We start from the raw sequence: 19,307 nt of genomic DNA, 5'->3' as shown, positions 1-19,307 counted from the left end.
GCGGTCTGAAAATCGGTGCGTGTCAGTCGCAGACGCGCTGGACACGGATGACATAGGCGCCGCGGCGGGGGCTCCAGCGCTCGGTGCGCACGTCGCGGCAGTAGACCCGCTGCGGGGCAGCGTTGGCGGCAAGGGCCGCGCCGAGGGCGAACGCACCGAAGCCGATGGCAGCCGCTGCACCGTTGTTGAAGTGGCGGCCGCGGTGGCCGCGATGCGGGCGGCGATGGCGCCTGTTGCGGCTGCCCACGGTATCGACGGCGGTCGCGCCGGTTTCGATCTGCGCGCTTTTCAGCGCGGCGAAGGGCGTTGCCGAAGCGGCGGTGGGGGCCGTGATGGCGGCTGCAGACAGTGCGATTGCGGTGGAAGCCGCGACAATGGTTTGCTTGATATTCATGATCGTATCACTCCGGTCTCTGTAATTTTTGTTTCAATTTCCGGCCCGTTGCCGATGCATTGAAGATGATGACCAATCCGTCATGTGCACGTGATCGCCATCACAAAGCGCGTTTTCGCGCGATTTCGACCGAATTGACCGCTTGCGACGGGGAAGCCGCCCGCAAACGAAAAAAGGACGGCCCGGAGAGCCGCCCTTTTGTTTTCCGTGTTTCACGACGCCCCAGCAGGGCGTCGAGGGCGCTCGCTGGTCTCTAGCGCTTGATCACCAGCGGGGGCGGGCTCTTCAGCCGCATTGCGGCGATGCCGGCTGCAATGTTGGCGCCCAGCTGCCCCTGGACGGAGATCGGCTGCAGGTTGATCGAACGGTCGAACCCGCCGATCAGGACGTTGGCGCCAATGCCCACGCCCGGCGTCGCTTCCGCCGTCACGCCGTAATAGCGGCCTTCCAGTGCGGTGGTGTCGATGCTGGTGGTGGGCGCAAACACCGCCCAGATCAGCCGCGTGCCGGTGGTGATGCCCACGTCCACGCCCACCTTGGTGATCGACCCGTCATAATATTCGTTGGGGCCGCCGAGGCGGTTGAAGTCGCAGCCGAGGATCTTGCGCGAGGCAAGGATGTAACCGGCGCCGCCCTGGATGTCGCACACCAGGGTGCCCACGCGGACGCCGGCGTTGGCGTCAGCCGGCATGAGCGCAAAGATGCCGAGAGCGGCAGCGGCGACGGTGCTTAAGATCCGTTTCATACATGAACCCCCTTCAGGGTTGATCGCGGCGCTACCGCAGTGCGCCGCAGAAGCGTTGAATGCGTGTGCAGGCTTCTTCCAGAGCTTCGGTCGACGTGGCGTAGGAGATCCGGAAGTGCGGGGCGAGGCCGAACGCCGACCCTTGTACGACTGCAACGCCTTCGGCTTCCAAAAGCTCCGTTACAAAATCGGAATCTGTCTCGATCGTGTTGCCTGAGGGGGCGGTCTTGCCGATGGTCCCCGCGCAGGACGGAAAAACGTAGAACGCGCCTTCCGGGCTCGGGCAGGTGATGCCGTTCGCCTGGTTGAGCATTGATACCACAAGGTCGCGCCGCTCGCGGAAGATTGCAGCGTTGGACGCGATGAAATCCTGCCGGCCGTTCAGGGCCTCGACAGCCGCCCACTGCGAGATCGACGACGGGTTGGACGTGGACTGGGACTGGATCTTCGCCATCGCCTTGATGAGATGGGCCGGTCCGCCCGCATAACCGATGCGCCAGCCGGTCATCGCATACGCCTTCGACACGCCGTTGACGGTGAGCGTGCGATCCTTCAGCCCCGGCTCCACCTCGGCCACCGTGGTGAACTCGAAATCGTCGTAGACGAGGTGTTCGTACATGTCGTCGGTCATCACCCACACGTTGGGGTGCTTCATGATGACGTCGGTCAGCGCCTTCAGCTCGTCGCGCGTGTAGGCTGCGCCGGACGGGTTGGACGGGCTGTTCAGCAGCACCCACTTGGTGAGCGGGGTGATCGCCTCTTCAAGCGCCTCGGCGGTCAGCTTGAAGCCGGTTTCCGCAGTGGCCTCCACAGCCACGGGTTTGCCGCCGGCCAGAAGCACCATGTCGGGATAGCTGACCCAGTAAGGGGCGGGGATCACCACCTCGTCGCCGGGGTTCAGGGTTGCCATCAGCGCGTTGTAGAGCACCTGCTTGCCGCCGGTGCCGACGGAGATTTCCGACGTCTCGTAGCTGAGGTTGTTCTCGCGCTTGAACTTGGCGACGATCGCTTCCTTCAGCTCGGGAATGCCGTCGACGGCGGTGTATTTGGTCTTGCCGTCGTTGATCGCCTGGATCGCCGCTGCCTTGACGTTATCCGGCGTATCGAAGTCGGGTTCGCCGGCACCGAGGCCGATCACGTCGCGGCCGGCACGTTTCAGCTCGGCCGCCTTCTGGGTGACGGCGATTGTTGCGGAAGGTTGGACGCGCGAAAGCGTCTCGGACAGAAAGGCCATGGATCTAACACCGCACGAGGGATGACGCGGCGTTATCATGCCAACGCCGCGGTCCATGCAAGGCCGCGGCGAATAAAACTGAGAACCCGCTGACTGTGCGGGCCTGCCAAACGGTGACGATTGCTAGAAGCGGAAACCGCCGCCCAGCGTGCCGTGCCATGCGTCGAGAATGGGCAGGGGCTGGTTGTAGATGTTTTCGTTCACGATCTTCATGCCCGATGGCGGCTTGATCCCAGTGGTTAGAATGTCGGGTGTGGTGGGGTCCACCCGACCTGCGAACATCGATACGCCGGGCAAATTCCGCCCGTATGGGCCCACATAGGCCGATCCACCTGTATCACCATACAGGGGGCGCACTGTGATCGACGGGATGTCCTGCGCGACTGCCGCGCCAGCGCTTCCCAAAATGAGCAATCCAGCCAGTGCGTATCTCATCTCTGTCTCTCCAGGCTAATCATTTGCCATTTTTGTTTTACTCCGGCGCCAAAGGCAACTTTTCTTTGCCCCGCCCGTACCGGAGGACCTTCTACGGAACGCAATACCCTTAACCGTCGCTCGGTCCACCTAGTCATAAACGCGCTAGCCTGCGCGCGGGTTGCGTCACTTGATGAGCTTGGAGACCACCTGGGCCGTGTAGTCCACCGCCGGGATGATCTTTGCGTAATTCAGCCGGGTGGGACCGATGATGCCCAGAACCCCCACAACGCGCCGCTGACTGTCCCGGTAGGGCGACATGATGAGCGATGAACCTGACAGCGAAAACAGCTTGTTTTCCGAGCCGATGAAGATGCGCACGCCGTCGCCGTCCTCGGTCAGCGACAGGAGCTGCATGAGGTCGCGCTTGGTTTCCAGGTCGTCGAGCAGCTGGCGCACGCGGTCCACATCGTCGCGCAGCTCCACATTCTGGAGCAAGTTGCCGCGGCCGTGGACGATCAGCGAGCCGGATTCGCGCGTCGATGCGCCCGACCAGCTGGCGATCCCTTCCTCGATCAGCTTGGCGGTGATCTCGTCCAGCTCGGCGCGCACCTCCGCCGCCCGCAGGGATATCGCGTCACGCGCCTCGCCAACGGTCGATCCGCGCACATGGGCGTTCAGGTAATTGGTCGCCTCGCGCAGCGCCGACGGGGGCAAGCCGGCCGGCAGGTCCACGATGCGGTTTTCCACCGAGCCGTCCTCGCCCACCAGCACCACCAGCCCCTTGCCGGGGTCCAGCGCCACGAACTCGATGTGCTTGACGCGCATGTCCTGCGTGGTGGTCAGGACCACGCCTGCGCCGGACGACATGCCGGACAGGAGCATGGACGCCTTGGTGAGCGCCGCGTCGAACGCGCCTTCGCCCTGGCCCGCGAGCTCGCTGTCGATCCCGTCGCGCTCGTCGTTGGAAAGTTCGCCCACATTGAGCAGCGCATCGACAAAGAAGCGCAGGCCCCGGTCGGTCGGCAAGCGCCCTGCGCTGGTGTGCGGCGCGTAGATGAGGCCGAGGCTCTCAAGGTCGCTCATCACGTTGCGCACGGATGCCGGCGACAGCGGGCTGGGCAGCGCCTTGGACAGGGAGCGCGAGCCGATGGGATCGCCGGTGGCCAGATAGGTCTCGACGATCTGCCGGAAAATGTCCTGGCTCCGCTCGTCGAGTTCGATCGCCGTCTTCGACGCGTCGACCAGATGCATCTTGCGCCCTCCGTTCCTGCCGCCCTATCGCACCCGCGTGATCTATGCCAACCACGTAACGCAAAATGGGAGTCTTTTCATGCGACACGACGGCAGAGCCGCAGACGAACTGCGTGCGGTCAGCCTGGAGCGCGGTGTGGCCAAGCATGCCGAGGGTTCTTGCCTCGTCAAGTTTGGCGAAACCCACGTTCTTTGTACCGCCTCGCTCGAAGAGCGCGTGCCGCCGTGGCTGCGCGGCGGCGGCGAAGGCTGGGTCACTGCCGAGTACGGCATGCTGCCGCGCGCAACCACCACACGTATGCGCCGTGAGGCGAGTGCGGGCAAGCAATCCGGCCGCACGCAGGAAATCCAGCGTCTCGTCGGCCGCTCGCTGCGGGCCATCGTGGACCGCAAGGCGCTCGGCGAACGCCAGATCACCGTGGACTGCGATGTGATCCAGGCCGACGGCGGCACCCGCACCGCGGCCATCACAGGCGCCTGGGTCGCCCTGTCGGACTGTCTTGCGCGGATGAAGAGCGCCGGCATGATCACCGGCCCGGTGCTGACGGACAACCTCGCCGCCGTCTCCTGCGGCATCGTGAACGGCACCCCCGTCCTCGACCTCGACTATGTTGAGGACTCGTCCGCCGAAACCGACGCCAATTTCGTGATGACCGGCTCCGGCGCCATTGTCGAAGTGCAGGGCACTGCCGAGGGCGCCCCGTTCAGCCGTGACGAGCTGAACCAGCTTCTCGACCTTGCGGCACACGGCATCGGCCGCCTCGTCGACCTGCAGAAGATGACCGTATCGTGACCTTGCTGGAACCCGGCACAAAGCTGATCCTCGCCACCCACAACGCCGGCAAGATTGCGGAATTTCGTGATCTTCTGGAGCCGCTGGGTGTCACGGTCATCAGCGCGGGCGAGGCGAACCTGCCCGAACCGGAAGAGACCGAAACCACGTTCGAGGGCAATGCAAGGCTGAAGGCGGATGCTGCCACCAGGGCAACGGGCCTTCCGGCGCTGGCGGACGATTCCGGCGTTTCGGTGGACGGGCTTGGCGGCGATCCGGGCATCTACAGTGCCAGATGGGCCGGGCCCGGCAAGGATTTTGCCGCCGCCATGGGCCGCGTCCTCGAAAAGCTGGACGAGGCCGGGCATACGGCGCCGGAGAGCCGCCGCGCCGCGTTTGTGGCGGTGCTGGCGCTGGCGCGTCCGGGCGAGGAAACCATCACCATCGAGGGCCGCACCGAGGGCGTGATCGCACCCGCCCCGCGCGGCGGCGCGGGCTTCGGCTACGACCCGCTCTTCATTCCCGACGATGGCGACGGCCGCACCTTCGGCGAGATGAGTGCCGCCGAGAAACGCGGCGCGGAGGCGCCGCTGTCCCACCGCGCCCGCGCGGTGCAGCGCTTCATGGCCGCCATCAGGGGCCCGCGCGCTTGACCCTTCTGGCAGAACGGACCGCAGCGCCGGAAGTGGCGCAGGACGGCGGCTTCGGCGTCTACGTCCACTGGCCGTTCTGCCAGTCCAAATGTCCCTATTGCGACTTCAACAGCCATGTGCGTCATGGCGGGGTCGACCAGCGCCGTTACGCCGCGGCCATGGCGCGCGAGATCCATACCATGGCGGCGTGGAGCCCGGACCGCGCGCCAACGTCCATCTTCTTCGGCGGCGGGACCCCCTCGCTGATGGAGCCGGCGACGGTCAGCACCATCCTCACCGCCATCGACGACGCTCTCAGCCTTCCGGCAGGCGCGGAGATCACGCTGGAGGCAAACCCCACCAGCGTCGAGCAATCCCGCTTCGAGGGGTTTCGCGCCGCTGGCGTCAACCGCGTCTCGCTGGGCGTGCAGTCGTTGATCGACACCGAACTCGTCGCCCTTGGCCGCCGCCACGATGCCGCCGCGGCCCGTGCCGCGCTGGCCCTGGCGCAGCGGATCTTCCCGTCCGTCTCCGCCGACATGATCTATGCACGGCCGCGGCAGACCGTCCCCGCGTGGCGGGCGGAGCTGGGCCAGATGCTGGACATCTGCGGCGATCACCTCTCGCTCTACCAGCTCACCATCGAGCCGGAGACGCGCTACTACGACCTCGCCGCCGCCGGCAAGCTGACCATCCCCGAAGACGACCTCGCCGCCGACCTTTACGAGTTGACGCTGGAACTGACGGCCGCCGCCGGCCTTGGCCGCTATGAGGTGTCCAACCACGCGCGGCCGGGCGCAGAGGCGCAGCACAACCTCGTCTACTGGCGCGGCGGCCGCTATCTGGGGGCCGGCCCCGGCGCCCACGGCCGCCTCGTGCTCAACGAGGGCCGCACTGCCACAGCCACACGCAAGATGCCGGAGGCATGGCTCAAAGCGGTGGAGGCGGACGGCCACGGCATCGAGACCCGCGAAGTGCTAGAGCGGGATGACATCGCCGCCGAAACGCTGATGATGGGCCTGCGCCTTGCCGAAGGGCTGGACCTTGACACCTACGCCCGCCGCGCCGGTGCACCCCTTGCCGATCACAAGATTGCCACCCTCGTTGCCGATAACCTGCTGACGCAAGAAGATGGGCGCATTCATATTCCCGATGGAGCCCGGCTCCTCACCAACGCAGTCGTACGGGAGCTTCTTCCATGATCTTCACGAGCGCACCGGCCCTGGAACGCGAACTTGAGGAGATCTACCGCGAGACCGAACGCCAATGGGCTGACGCGCGCCCCCGCATCCTGGCCCGGCTGAAAGCAGCCCGCGCCGATGCGCTGAAGGCGCTGGAGTTCACGCTGGACGACACCGGCTCCGGCACGAAGGCTGCCCGTGTGCTGGCCGCAGGGCAGGATGCCATCATCGAGGCGCTGTTTGCGTTCAGCGCCGAGCACCTGTTTCCCACCGCCAACCACTCCACGTCCGAAAAGCTAGCGGTCATCGCCACCGGCGGCTACGGGCGCGGCTTGCTGGCGCCGGGGTCCGACATCGACCTTCTGTTCCTCTTCCCCTACCGGCCGACGCCGTGGACCGAGTCCATGGTCGAGACCATCCTTTACATGATGTGGGATCTCGGCCTGAAGGTCGGCCACGCCGCCCGCAGCGTGGACGAGTGCATGAAGCTGGCGCGCACGGACATGACGATCCGCACCGCGCTGCTGGAAAACCGCCCCATCGCGGGCGATCCCAACCTGGCCGACGTGCTGACCGATCGCTTCAACCACGCCGTGATGCGCGGCACCGGCAAGAAGTTCATCGCGGCCAAGCTGGAAGAGCGCGACGAGCGGCACAAGCGGCAGGGCCGCACGCGCTACCTCGTCGAGCCCAACGTGAAGGAGGGCAAGGGCGGCCTGCGGGACCTCAACACCCTGTTCTGGATCTCGAAATATTATTACCGCGTTCGCGAAGAGGAAGACCTCGTCAAGCTCGGCGTGTTCGAGCCGGAGGACTACAAGATCTTCAAGAAGTGCGACGACTTTCTCTGGTCCGTCCGCTGCCACCTGCATCTTGTCGCCGGCCGGCCGGAGGAGCGCCTGACCTTCGAATTGCAGCGCGAGATCGCGCGCCGCCTCGGCTACAGCCCGCGCCCCGGCATGTCCGAGGTGGAGCGGTTCATGAAGCACTACTTCCTCATCGCCAAGGAAGTGGGCGACCTCACGCGCATTCTCTGCGCCGCGCTGGAAGCCCAGCACGTGCTGCCGAGTGTCGGCTTCTCGCGCATCATGAAGACGCTGACGCTACAGAATTTGCGCCAGCTTCCGGGCGACTTCCGCGTCGAGAACCAGCGCATCCAGCTCACCAGCGATGACGCCTTCCAGCGTGACCCCGTGAACCTCCTCCGCATCTTCGAGGTGGCGGACGCGCACGACCTGCGGCCCCATCCGGATGTTCTGGCCGCCATGCGCCGCTCGCTCCGCCTGATCGACGCGAAGGTGCGCGCCGACCCCGAAGCCAACGCGATCTTCCTCAAGCTCCTGACCGAGAGCACCGACCCCGAAACGCTGCTGCGCCTCATGAACGAGACCGGCGTGCTCGGCACCTTCGTGCCGGAATTCGGCAAGGTCGTCGCGATGATGCAGTTCAACATGTACCACCACTACACGGTGGACGAGCACCTCATCCGCTCCGTCGCGATCCTCGCCGACATCGACCACGAGCGCCGCGAGACCGACCACCCGCTCGCCTCCCAGCTGATGCCGACCATCCAGAACCGCCGCGCCCTTTATGTGGCGGTGTTCCTGCACGACGTCGCCAAGGGCCGGCCGGAGGATCATTCGATCGCAGGCGCCAAGATGGCCCGCAAGCTGTGCCCCCGCTTCGGTCTGACAGCTCCCGAGACGGATCTCGTTGCCTGGCTGATCGAAGAGCACCTCACCATGTCGATCACGGCGCAATCGCGCGACCTGTCCGACCCCAAGACCATCGATCTGTTTGCCAAGCACGTGCAGAGCTTCGAGCGGCTCAAGCTCCTCGAAATTCTTACCGAGGCGGACATTGCCGCCGTGGGGCCGCATGTGTGGAACGGCTGGAAATCGCAGCTCCTGCAAACCCTTTACGACGAGACCGAAGCAATTCTCGTCTCGGGTCACACCCGTCAGCCGCGCTCGGCACGGGTGGAGGGGGCGCGTCGTGCCTTCATCGAAGAGGCCACGAGCCTGCCCGCCGAGGTGCGCGAAGCCTACACGGCCCGCCACCCGGCACCCTACTGGATCCGCAATTCCATTCCGGACGCAATCCGCCACGCCGAGCTGATGACCAGCGCCGGACCCGGCGACGTGGTCTCCCAGACCCGGATGCGCGCCGACCGGGCCGTCACCGAGATGACGCTCACCGCACCGGACAAGCCGAGCCTCCTGTCGATTGTTGCAGCCGCCTGCGCCAGTTGCCAGGCAAACATCGTCTCGGCGGACATCTTCACCACCCGCGACGGGGCAGCGCTCGACATCTTCGCGCTCACGCCCATGTCCGAGCACCCGACGGAGGAGCAGGACCGCGCGGACCGGATCACCCGCCTTGTGACCGATGCGCTTATCCGCGGCGAGCCGATCCCGCCCGCGCAGGAGCTGCGTTTGCGCGCCGTGAAGGTGAAGGCGTTCGATCACCCGACGGACGTCCTCATCGCCAACGACTGGTCGAACCGCTACACGGCCATCGAGATTTCCGGCCTCGACCGGCCGGGTCTGTTCCACGACCTTGCCCGCAAGCTGCGCGAATTGAAGCTGCATGTGCGCTCGGCGCAGCTGGCGACCTTCGGCGAGCGGGTGGTCGACGTTTTCTATGTGACCGACGACGACGACAACAAGATTACCGAACCGGCCGACCAGCACGCCATCAAGGACGCGCTTCGGGCGGCTTACGATCGCGAGGAAACGCCGCAATCAAAGGCAAGAGCGGACGTGGCGTGACCACCGGACGGACTGTGACATGGAAAGTGCAAGGCGCGGGATGCGGCGGCCGTCGCGGGAGGCAGTGCCCGGGCGCCATTGACAGCTGAACCATCGCGGATCTTTCGTCTCCTCCAGTCAGTCCATGGTGCCTCGATGACGCGCCTCGTCGTGTTTGTTTCCCTGCCGGTGCGCGGCGCCCCCGCGCGCCAAAGCCCGGCCGCCCCGATGCGGGCCGCCTTGCGTCGGTCCTGATGCAGCTTTTCCGTAATTTTCTCACCGTCGGGGCGTTCACGGCGCTGTCGCGCGTGCTCGGCTTCACCCGCGACATCCTCATCGCCTCCATTCTGGGCGCCGGCCCGGTTGCGGACGCCTTTTTCGTCGCCTTCAAGCTGCCCAACCTCTTCCGCCGGCTGTTTGCGGAAGGGGCGTTCAACTCCGCATTCGTGCCGCTTTTTGCGCGCGCACGCGCCGAGGAGGGGGCCGACGGCGGCGAGGCTTTCGCATCGTCCGTCCTGTCCTGGCTCACGGTCATCCTTTTAGTGGTGACGGTCCTTGCCGAAATTTTTGCGCCGCTCCTCGTCCTTGCCATGGCGCCGGGCTTTGCGGGCGATGAAGCGGGCGACCTCACGGTCGTCTTCACGCGCATCTGCTTTCCCTATCTGGCCGCCATGTCGCTGGTGGCCTTCCTGTCCGGCATTCTCAACACGCTGGACCGGTTTGCCGTTGCCGCCTTTGCGCCGGTGCTCCTCAACATCGTGTTGATTTCGGCGCTGATGGCAGCATTCTGGCTGGCGCTGCCGGCCGAAGATGCGGGGTTCGTGCTCTCCATCGGCGTGTGTGCCGCGGGCGTGGTTCAGGCCGTGCTTCTGGCCGTTGCGGTGCGCCGCGCCGGTGTGCGCCTCCGCCTGCCGCGCCCGCGCGGGTCGCCCAGGCTGAAGCGGCTCCTCCGGCTCGGCATTCCCGGCATTGCGGCAGGCGGCATCACGCAGATCAACATTGTGGTCGGCACCATCATCGCCTCGTTCTGGCCGGGCGCCGTCTCCCACCTTTATTATGCCGATCGCCTCTACCAGCTGCCGCTCGGCATGGTGGGCGTTGCCATTGGCGTTGCGCTGCTGCCGGACCTCTCGCGCCGCCTGCGCGCGGGGGACGAGGGCGGCGCGCTGTGGACCCAGAACCGCGCGCTCGAATTCTCGCTGATGCTCACGCTGCCGGCGGCCGCCGCGCTCATCGTCGTCCCGCTCGAAATCGTCACCACCCTCTTCGAGCGCGGCGCCTTCGATCGCCAAGACGCCGCCATGACCGCAGCTGCCCTGTCGGCCTACGGTTTCGGCCTCCCCGCGTTCGTCCTCATCAAGGTCTTTTCCCCGGCCTACTTTGCGCGGGAGGACACGCGCACGCCCATGTTGTTTGCGGGCGTTTCGATGGTGGTCAATGTCGCCGGATCAGCGGTGTTCGCCTGGTTTCTGGCGGCCGATGGCCTGGCCCATGTGGGGATTGCGGCGGCCACGTCGCTGGCGGGGTGGGTCAACGCCGGCCTTCTGTTTGCCGGCCTCGTCAAGCGCAAGGACTTCCGGGCCGATCCGACCCTGTGGACCCGGCTCATCGGCTTTGCCGCCGCCTCGCTGGCGCTGGCCATTGCCGCAACTTTGATTGCCCGCCAGCTCTCCGGCTGGTTCTTCGACACCGGCCTGTGGGCGTCCATCGCGGCGCTCCTTTTGATGGTGGCCGGTGCCAGCGCGGTGTTCATTGCCGTCTGTCAGCTCTCCGGCGCCTTCCGCCTTCGCGACCTGACCAGGGCCATCCGCGGCAAGTAGAGCGTCAGCCCGCGCGGCGGGCCGCGAAGTGCGCGCTGACCATCCGTGCCGTTGCCGCCCAAAGCTCCGGCGAGGCGCCTTCGATGGGCGGGCCGCAGCGCGCCATCACCTGCTCTTCGGTCACGGCGAAGTCGTCCCACGTACCGCCGTCGGTCATCAGGTTCAGGAGCACGGGCTGCAACCGGTCGAGGCCCTTGGCAAAGCGCGCCTCCGGGGTTCGGGCCGCCTCGAACTCATCCCACAGGGCCCGGAGCCGCTGGCCTTCGCCCTCCGGCAGCAGGCCGAAAAGCCGGCTTGCGGCTGTTTCTTCTGCGGCGGCAATCTTCGCAAGGTCCTTGCCTTCCTGGTGGTACGGCACGTCGCCGGCGTCGATCTCCACGATGTCGTGGACGAGCAGCATCTCGATCACCCGGCCCGTGTCCACGTTTGCCGCATGGGGGGCAAGCACCATCGCGAACATCGCAAGGTGCCAGGAATGCTCTGCCGTGTTTTCTCGCCGGCTGCCGTCCACGAGGCGGGACTGGCGCATCACGGACTTCAGCTTTTCAAGCTCGGCCAGGAAGGCGAGGCGGCGCGTAAGCGCTTCTGACGGTGCGGTCATGGGGCGGATCCGGGTCAAGGGGGCGCGCGGTACGGCGCAGAGGGTACCCGGTCTCTTAGTGCGGCGGCGCGGCGGGGGCGAGCCTGAACGGCAGCAGGAAGGCAGTGCACCACCGGCATGGCAGGGATGCGCCGCCACCGCATTTCGTTTGTGCCGCTGCCGGCCCATCGCCTATCACCACCATCGTGTCACACACGCAATCCATTCAGACTTCCGGCCTCGCGGCGGCGTTCCAGGTGCCGGCGCTGCTGGCGGCGGTGCTTCTTGTGGGCGCCAACGCCTTCGTCCTCAGCCCCATCCTGACGGAGGTGGCGCTGGGGCTTGCCACTCGGCCGTCCCGCGTTGCGCTGGCGATATCGGCCTTCGGCGCCGCAACCGCCGTATCTGCGCTCTTCTTGTCGGCGTTCATCGACCGGCGGCCGGCTGGGCACGTTCTCGGCGCTGCGGCGCTCCTGCTGGCGCTGGCACAGGCCTCCAGCATGCTGAGCCAGAACTGGCAGTGGCTGTGCCTGTCGCAGGCCGTGGCCGGGGTTGCCGTCGGCGTGCTTCTGCCCGGCACCTATGCGACCGCCGCGGCAACGGCGCCAAAGGGGCGGGCGCCGGCGCGGATCGGGATGGTCCTCACGGGGTGGGCGCTGTCGCTGGTCCTGGTGGTGCCGGTGGCGGCCTATGTGGCCGAGCACCTCGGCTGGCGCGCTGTCTATGCGCTGCTCGCAGGCCTCTCCGCCCTTGTTGCGGCCTGCCTCCTGGCGACCCTGCGGCGGGTGCGAAGCGGACAGGCGCTGCGCTCGTCGCCGATCATCGCACTGAAGCTGCCGGGGGTGGCCAGCCTTCTCATGGTCATGTTCGCGTTCATGACGGCGTTTTATGGCAGCTTCGCCTTTTTCGGCGAAGGGGTCCGCGCTGCGTTCAGCCTCACCGCCCATGGCACGGGCATGTTCGTTCTCGCCTATGGCATGGGGTTCGGGCTGGCGGGGGTCGGCCTCAGCCTCGCCGCACCGCGCATGTCGCGGGGCTACATCGTGGGCGTGCTCCTCACGGTGGCCGCGGTCTACATCGCATTCCGGCCGGCACTCGCAACCAGCCCGGCGGCGCTGACGGTGACGTTCGTGTGGGGCGTCTTCAACCAGCTCGCCCTCAACGCGTTCGTCGTGTCCCTCAACCAGCGCGCGGCCGAAGCCCGCGGCGCGGTGATGGGCCTCTCCAGTGCCGTCACCTACGCCGCAGTCTTCGCCGGCCCGGTGGTGATGAGCCCCCTTTATGCCGCCTTCGGCTTTGCCGCGGTGGCCACCCTTGCTGCGGCCTTCGTGCTGGCAGGCGCGCTCATCAGCTGGCGCGCGCCCTAGGCCGCTGAGCTTCCCACGCCCCTGATGCGGCGCTACCATCCGCCGCAATAAAGACGGCGTATGGCCGCGAGGGAGGGAACCCATGTTTCTGTATTCAGCATTGAAGGCGCGGGCAGCGGAAGGGCGGCCCGTGCGCGTCTGCCTCATCGGGGCAGGCAAGTTCGGCTCGATGTTCCTGTCGCAGGTGCCAACCACAGTGGGCCTTGAAGTGACCGTCATCGCGGACCTCCGGGTCGACGCGGCGAAGGCGGCCTGCCGCAGCGTCGGCTGGACTGCCGATCGGATTGCCGCCACCCGCTTCATGGAAGACGGCGCCAGCGCTCTCGCATCGGATGATGTGGATGTGGTGGTGGAGGCGACCGGCCACCCGCGCGCCGGTGTCGCGCACGCCAGAGCCGCGTTTGCCGCCGGCAAGCACATCGTGATGGTCAACGTCGAGGCCGACGTTCTGGCTGGCGTGGCGCTGGCCCGTGAGGCGAAGGCGGCCGGCACCGTGTACACCATGGCCTATGGCGACCAGCCGGCGCTGGTCTCCGAGATGGTGGAGTGGGCGCGCTGCTGCGGCTTTGAAGTGGCGGCCGCCGGCAAGGGCACCAAGCACATGCCCCACTACCACCAGTCGACGCCGGACAATGTGTGGGAGCAGTTCGGCATCACACCCGAAGCTGCGAAGGCCGCGGGCATGAACCCGAAGATGTTCAACTCGTTCGTGGACGGCACCAAGTCGGGCATCGAGATGGCGGCCATCGCGAATGCGTGCGATCTCGGCGTCCCGTCGGACGGGCTCCTGTTCCCGCCCGCAGGCGTTCACGACCTGGCGCACATCCTGCGGCCCCGCGCCGTTGGCGGCGTTCTGGAGCGTGAGGGGATCACCGAGTGCGTGACGTCCATGGAGCTCGATGGCCGGGTGACCGCGGATCACCTCCGCTGGGGCGTCTACGTGATCCTGAAGGCACCGAACGACTATGCCGCCGCCTGCTTCAAGCAATACGGCATGGCGCCCGATTCCACCGGACAGTACGCGGCGATGTACCGGCCGTTCCACCTCATCGGGCTGGAGCTGAACATGTCGATCCTTCTGGCGGCGCTGGACGGGCGGGCCACCGGCGCGCCGCGCGCCTTCACCGGCGATGCCGTGGCCTGCGCGAAAAAGGATCTGCCCGCCGGTCACACGCTGGACGGCGAGGGCGGCTATTCGGTCTGGGGCAAGCTCGTGCCGGCCGCGCGATCACTGGCGGACGGGGCGCTGCCGCTGGGTCTCGCGCAGGACCTCACGCTCAAGCGTCCGGTCAGCCAGGGGCAGGTGGTGAGCTGGGCCGACGTGGACCTCCCGGCAGACGACTGGCTGGTCGCCTACCGCCGCCAGATGGAGGACGCCGAGCGGCCTAGCCGCGCGGCGTGACGGGCAGGGGACACCCCGCTCTGCGCGCCGGCGTCCGCTTGGCCGATTGCGCGTCAGTGCTGGGTCGGCAGGGGCGCGTCGGTTTCCGACGCGGGCCCGGTGCGTGGCAGGGAAACGCCATCGGCGCGGAAGAGATGCCCGTCGTTCGGATCGAATGCGATGCCGACGTTCTCGCCCTCCTTCACCCGCGCGTCACCCGTGGCGCGCACCACAATCCGGTCGCCGTGGGGCACGATCACGTGGACGAGGTGGCTCTCGCCCAGCTCTTCCACCACGTCCACCGTCCCGCTGAAATCGGCGGTGTTCGCATCGGCAAGCCTCAGATGCTCCGGCCGCATGCCAAGCCGGACCGGGGTGCCGGGCGTCATGCCCTGCACGCTGGCCGCAACGCTGACGTCGCCGGTGTCCGGCAGCATCACGCGGGCGCTCTGGTCGGTGGCCTCGCCGAGTGTGGCGTCGAGGATGTTCATTGTGGGTGAGCCGAGGAAGGTCGCGACAAACTGGTTTTCAGGCCGGTGGTAGAGGTCCAGCGGGGTGCCGAACTGCTCCACATTGCCGGCGTTCAGGACCACAATCCGGTCGGCCAGCGTCATCGCCTCCACCTGGTCGTGGGTCACGTAGATCATGGTGGCGTCCATCCGGCGGTGCAGCTTGGCGATTTCCAGGCGGGTCTGGACGCGCAGCGCCGCATCGAGGTTGGACAGGGGTTCGTCGAACAGGAACACCTTGGGGTCGCGCACGATGGCGCGGCCGATGGCAACGCGCTGGCGCTGCCCGCCGGAGAGGTTCTTGGGCAGCCGGTCGAGGAGCGGCTCGAGCTCCAGGATGCGCGCGGCCTCCTTCACCTGCTTTTCGACGTCGGCGTTGCTGGCGCCGCCGCGGCGGAGGCCAAAGGCCATGTTCTCGTAGACGCTCATGTGCGGGTAGAGCGCATAGGACTGGAACACCATGGCAATGCCGCGCTTGGCGGGCGGCAACGCATTCACCCGGTTGCCGTCGATCATCAGGTCGCCCGAGGTGATGTCCTCCAGCCCCGCAACCAGGCGCAGGAGAGTGGACTTGCCGCAACCCGACGGGCCAACGAACACCACGAACTCGCGATCCTGAATGTCGAGGTTCACGCCATGGATGGTCTCCACGCTGCCGAAGGACTTGCGCACCTCATCAAGGACGACCGTTGCCATACTTTCCTCCCGCCTTTTTCATGATTTGACCGCGATCGCCGCGCCGAGCGGGTCGAACGCAAGTGTGCTGCCGTCGAGCGTGGCGCCTTCCATGCCCGGCACGTCGAGCAATCGGAGCGCAAAGGGTGCGGTCCATTGCGCCGTCGCCTGCGAAATGTTGAAGGCGCACACCAGCACCGTGCCGTCCGCATCCGTCCGGGTGAACGCGATCACCGGGTCCGCTTCGTCCAGAAAGGCGATGCTGCCCGTGGTGAGCGCCGTCTGCGCCCGGCGCCAGCCGACGAAGGCGCGTGTGCGGTTGAGATCGGAGACCGGGTCCTGCTCCTGCCGGTCCACCGCGCGGGCGGCATGCTCGCCGGCGACGGGCAGCCAGGGGTCCCCGGTGCTGAAGCCGGCATGCTCGGATCCGCCGCGCCAGGGCATCGGCGTCCGGCACCCGTCCCGGCCCTTGATCTCGGGCCAGAAGCGGCGGCCGTAGGGGTCCTGGATGAGTTCGAACGGCACGTCCGCCTCGGTCAGCCCCAGCTCGTCGCCCTGATACATGGTGGGCGTGCCGTGAAGGCACATCATCAGCTGCAAAAGCATCGGCCCGGAGCGCTCGCCCAGCGCCGCCCGGCTCACCACGCGCACGACGTCGTGGTTGGAAAACGGCCAGGACGTCCACGACGCGCCCAGCGTTTCTGCCCGCTCAGCCGCCGTGCGCACGGCCGGCGCGGTGATCGGCGCATGCAGAAGGTCAAAGCTGTAGGCCATGTGGAGACGGCCGGGCGCGGTGTACTGGCCCAGCTCCGGCCCGTCGGCCATCCGGTTGCCGATCTCGCCCACCGTGGTCGTGCCGGGGTACTCGTCCAGCAACGCCCGCAGCCGCTCCACGAAGGCAAGGTTTTCCGGCCGGTTGATGGAATATATCGGCTGCTGCATTGCGATGGGGTTGCTCTGGTCCACCGTCGCGCTCATCCCCGGCGCCATGGGCGGGTTGTCGCGCAATTCCTTGTCGTGGACGTATTTGTTCACCGTATCGAGGCGAAAACCGTCGACACCGCGGTCGAGCCAGAAACGCGCGACATCCAGGATCGCGTCCTGCACGGCCTCGTTGTGGTAGTTGAGGTCCGGCTGGCTCGTCAGGAAATTGTGCATATAATACTGGCGGCGGGTCGAGTCCCATTCCCAGGCCGGGCCGCCGAACATCGCCAGCCAGTTGGTGGGCGGCGTCCCGTCCGCCTTCGGGTCGGCCCACACGTACCAGTCGGCCCGCGGGTTATCGCGGCTCTTGCGGCTTTGCGCGAACCAGGGGTGCCGGTCGGACGTGTGCGACAGCACCAGGTCGATCAGGATCCGCAGGCCCCTTTTGTGTGCGGCTGCAAGCATCTCGTCAAAATCGCGGAGCGTGCCGAACATCGGGTCGATGTCGCGGTAGTCGGCAACGTCGTAGCCGAAATCGTCCATGGGCGAGACGAAGAAGGGCGAGAGCCAGATGGCATCCACGTTGAGGCTCGCCACATAGTCGAGCTTCTGGGTGACGCCCTTGAGGTCGCCGATCCCGTCGCCGTTGGTGTCGAGGAAGGAGCGCGGGTAGATCTGGTAGATCACCCCGCCGCGCCACCAGTCCGGGTCGCCGGCCAGCTGCCGCGGTGCAGCGGGCGCGGCATTCGCATCAAGGTTCACTCAGCTCACCCTTTCACTGCGCCAGCGGTCAGCCCGCCGATGATCTTGCGCTGGAAGATCAGCACCAGAATGATCAGCGGCACCGTGACGATCACCGATGCGGCCATGATGTTGCCCCATGGCAGCTCGTACTGGCTGCCGCCGGTGATGAGCGCAATGGCGACCGGAACGGTTCGCATCTCGTTGGAGAGGGTGAACGTGAGCGCGAACAGAAACTCGTTCCACGCGGCAATGAAGGCGAGCAGCCCCGTCGTGACCAGCGCCGGCCAGAGCACAGGCAGGAATACCTTGGTGACGATTTCCAGCGGCGTCGCACCGTCCACGTAGGCGGCTTCCTCCAGCTCCTTGGGAAGCTGACGCATGAACGTGGTCAGCACCCACACCGTGAACGGCAGCGTTAAAATGAGATTGGCGAGCATCAGCCCGCCCAGCGAGTTGTAGAGCCCCAGCCCGCGGATCAGCTCGAACATGCCCGAAAGCACGGCCACCTGCGGAAACATCGAGACCGACAGGACGGTGAGGAGCAACAGCCCCCGCCCGCGAAAATTGACCCGCGCCAGCGCGAACGAGGCCGTCACCGCCAGACACAGCGAGATGGCCACCACAACAGTTGCCACGATGATGGAGTTGAGAATGTTGCGAGCAAAGGGCTGCTCACGGAAGACTGCGAAATAGTTCTCGAAGTTCCAGGATGGGAGGAGGTCCACCGTGAAGAGCTCCGCGCCCGATTTGAAGCTCGAAACGATGGCATAATAGAACGGAAACAGCGCAAAGACGGCGATGGCCAGCAGCAGGACATAAAAGCCGATCTTGGAGGGGAGGGACCAATGGGTCATGACTTCTCTCCGGACAGGTCCACCTTGCCGGCGATGATGTAGACCACCGTGAGCAATGCGATGATGAGGAAAAGCGCCGTGGATGCCGCCGAGCCGTAGCCCACATCCTGGAAATCCACGAGCTGCTGGCGCGCATAGACGGACATCGACATAGTGTCCGCGGAATTGGACGTCAGCACATAGATGAGATCGAAGATCCGCAGCGCATCGAGCGCGCGGAAGATCACGGCCACCGCAATGGCCGGGTAGACCAGCGGCAGTGTCACGCGGAAGAAGACCTTCCATGGCGCAATGCCGTCCACGCGGGCCGATTCGTAGCAGTCCGACGGCAGCATCTGGAGGCCGGCCAGGATGAGCAGCGCCATGAACGGCGTTGTCTTCCACACGTCCACCATCACCACGGCGAGCATGGCGGTGTCGGGGTTGGCGGTCCATGCAATGGGCTGGGAGATGATGCCGATCCCCAGGAGCATAGCGTTGATGACGCCGAACTGGTCATGCAGCATCCAGCCCCACATCTGCGCCGACACGATTGTGGGAATGGCCCAGGGGATCAGCACGGCTGCCCGCACGATGCCCCGGCCCGGAAAGCGCATGTTGAGCGCCAGCGCCACGATCAGCCCCAGCACGGTTTCGAGCGTGACCGAGATGGTCGCGAACCAGATCGTGTTCCAGACCGCGTTCCACCATTGCGGGTCCTTCAGGAGCCCGCCCCACTCGGAATTGTAGAAATTGTCGAAGCCGATGAATTCGTAGTTGTTGATGTCGTTCAGCGTCGCGTTGGTGAACGCGAAATAGATTGTCCGCCCCAGCGGCCAGCCGGCCACAAGCGCCAACACGATCATCATCGGCAGGAGGAACAGGACGGCGGAGCGGATCTTGGCGCGCGTCAGCTCGCTGCCGCCGCTGCGACGTGTTGCGGCGGCCTTGGGGGGGCGGCCTGCCCCGGCCTGTCCTGCGGGAACCGGCGGGCGCTTCACGCCGGTCGATGCAACATCGCCCTGGGCCATGGTCGGACCCTCCAGCGCCTGTGCCGGGATCGGGATGCCGCCCGCAAGGGACGTGCCGCCGGGCTCG

General features: G+C 66.4%; 17 protein-coding genes. 7 read left to right on the top strand and 10 right to left on the bottom strand.

What is annotated here, in order from left to right; all coding sequences use genetic code 11:
* Positions 1–22 precede the first annotated feature (22 nt).
* From RDV64_RS06250 to hrcA, 5 genes are all read right to left on the bottom strand, one after another.
* Positions 23–394: a hypothetical protein gene (locus RDV64_RS06250; RefSeq protein WP_309198412.1), complete on the bottom strand. Its 372-nt coding sequence runs from the start codon at positions 392–394 to the stop codon at positions 23–25.
* A 253-nt stretch (positions 395–647) separates the two neighbouring features.
* Positions 648–1,139 carry a DUF992 domain-containing protein gene (locus RDV64_RS06245; protein ID WP_309198411.1) on the bottom strand — a complete coding sequence of 164 codons (492 nt, stop codon included), beginning with the start codon at positions 1,137–1,139 and terminating at the stop codon, positions 648–650.
* Between the two features lie 31 nt (positions 1,140–1,170).
* Positions 1,171–2,373, bottom strand: coding sequence for a pyridoxal phosphate-dependent aminotransferase (locus RDV64_RS06240; protein ID WP_309198410.1), 1,203 nt, complete (start codon positions 2,371–2,373; stop codon positions 1,171–1,173).
* A 123-nt stretch (positions 2,374–2,496) separates the two neighbouring features.
* Complete coding sequence (locus RDV64_RS06235; protein ID WP_309198409.1) at positions 2,497–2,808, bottom strand: hypothetical protein; 312 nt, start codon at positions 2,806–2,808, stop codon at positions 2,497–2,499.
* 165 nt (positions 2,809–2,973) lie between these two features.
* A complete protein-coding gene (gene hrcA, locus RDV64_RS06230; RefSeq protein ID WP_309198408.1) occupies positions 2,974–4,041 on the bottom strand; it encodes a heat-inducible transcriptional repressor HrcA in 1,068 nt (355 codons plus the stop codon).
* Positions 4,042–4,120: 79 nt separating this feature from the next.
* On the opposite strand from hrcA, the gene rph reads away from it, so the two are divergent.
* The 5 genes from rph to murJ all read left to right on the top strand — a co-directional run bounded on the left by rph (position 4,121) and on the right by murJ (position 11,196).
* On the top strand, positions 4,121–4,834 hold the full coding sequence (gene rph / locus RDV64_RS06225) for a ribonuclease PH (protein ID WP_309198407.1): 714 nt from the start codon (positions 4,121–4,123) through the stop codon (positions 4,832–4,834).
* Complete coding sequence (gene rdgB / locus RDV64_RS06220; protein ID WP_309198406.1) at positions 4,831–5,466, top strand: RdgB/HAM1 family non-canonical purine NTP pyrophosphatase; 636 nt, start codon at positions 4,831–4,833, stop codon at positions 5,464–5,466. Before rph ends, rdgB begins: the two co-directional genes overlap by 4 nt.
* 5 nt (positions 5,467–5,471) lie before the next feature.
* Complete coding sequence (hemW, locus tag RDV64_RS06215) at positions 5,472–6,647, top strand: radical SAM family heme chaperone HemW (protein ID WP_375143812.1); 1,176 nt, start codon at positions 5,472–5,474, stop codon at positions 6,645–6,647.
* Entirely contained in the window at positions 6,644–9,397 is a 2,754-nt protein-coding gene (locus RDV64_RS06210; RefSeq protein WP_309198404.1) for a [protein-PII] uridylyltransferase, read from the top strand. Before hemW ends, RDV64_RS06210 begins: the two co-directional genes overlap by 4 nt.
* 233 nt (positions 9,398–9,630) lie before the next feature.
* A complete protein-coding gene (gene murJ / locus RDV64_RS06205) occupies positions 9,631–11,196 on the top strand; it encodes a murein biosynthesis integral membrane protein MurJ (protein WP_309198403.1) in 1,566 nt (521 codons plus the stop codon).
* Positions 11,197–11,200: 4 nt separating this feature from the next.
* On the opposite strand, the gene RDV64_RS06200 is transcribed toward murJ, so the two are convergent.
* Positions 11,201–11,797, bottom strand: coding sequence for an HD domain-containing protein (locus RDV64_RS06200; RefSeq protein WP_309198402.1), 597 nt, complete (start codon positions 11,795–11,797; stop codon positions 11,201–11,203).
* 185 nt (positions 11,798–11,982) lie between these two features.
* Between RDV64_RS06200 and RDV64_RS06195 the strand changes: the two genes are divergently transcribed.
* Together RDV64_RS06195 and RDV64_RS06190 are read left to right on the top strand one after the other, a co-directional pair.
* Positions 11,983–13,143, top strand: coding sequence for an MFS transporter (locus RDV64_RS06195; protein ID WP_309198401.1), 1,161 nt, complete (start codon positions 11,983–11,985; stop codon positions 13,141–13,143).
* An 82-nt stretch (positions 13,144–13,225) separates the two neighbouring features.
* Positions 13,226–14,545 carry a Gfo/Idh/MocA family oxidoreductase gene (locus RDV64_RS06190; RefSeq protein ID WP_309198400.1) on the top strand — a complete coding sequence of 440 codons (1,320 nt, stop codon included), beginning with the start codon at positions 13,226–13,228 and terminating at the stop codon, positions 14,543–14,545.
* A 53-nt stretch (positions 14,546–14,598) separates the two neighbouring features.
* Here the strand turns inward: RDV64_RS06190 and RDV64_RS06185 are convergent, their stop codons facing one another.
* Genes RDV64_RS06185 through RDV64_RS06170 form a run of 4 tightly spaced genes read right to left on the bottom strand, consistent with a single transcriptional unit; the run spans position 14,599 to position 19,240 of the window.
* Positions 14,599–15,729, bottom strand: a complete 1,131-nt coding sequence (locus RDV64_RS06185) for a sn-glycerol-3-phosphate ABC transporter ATP-binding protein UgpC (protein ID WP_309198399.1) — start codon at positions 15,727–15,729, stop codon at positions 14,599–14,601.
* 18 nt (positions 15,730–15,747) lie between these two features.
* Positions 15,748–17,394 carry an alpha glucosidase gene (locus tag RDV64_RS06180; protein WP_309198398.1) on the bottom strand — a complete coding sequence of 549 codons (1,647 nt, stop codon included), beginning with the start codon at positions 17,392–17,394 and terminating at the stop codon, positions 15,748–15,750.
* Between the two features lie 5 nt (positions 17,395–17,399).
* A complete protein-coding gene (locus RDV64_RS06175; RefSeq protein ID WP_309198397.1) occupies positions 17,400–18,230 on the bottom strand; it encodes a carbohydrate ABC transporter permease in 831 nt (276 codons plus the stop codon).
* Positions 18,227–19,240: a carbohydrate ABC transporter permease gene (locus RDV64_RS06170; protein ID WP_375143792.1), complete on the bottom strand. Its 1,014-nt coding sequence runs from the start codon at positions 19,238–19,240 to the stop codon at positions 18,227–18,229. The genes RDV64_RS06175 and RDV64_RS06170 overlap by 4 nt, the downstream gene beginning before the upstream one ends.
* Positions 19,241–19,307 lie beyond the last annotated feature (67 nt).

Source organism: Acuticoccus sp. MNP-M23 (assembly GCF_031195445.1).
Classification (GTDB): domain Bacteria; phylum Pseudomonadota; class Alphaproteobacteria; order Rhizobiales; family Amorphaceae; genus Acuticoccus.
Note: the sequence above shows the minus strand (reverse complement) of the source record. Positions and strands in the feature narration are given on the sequence as shown.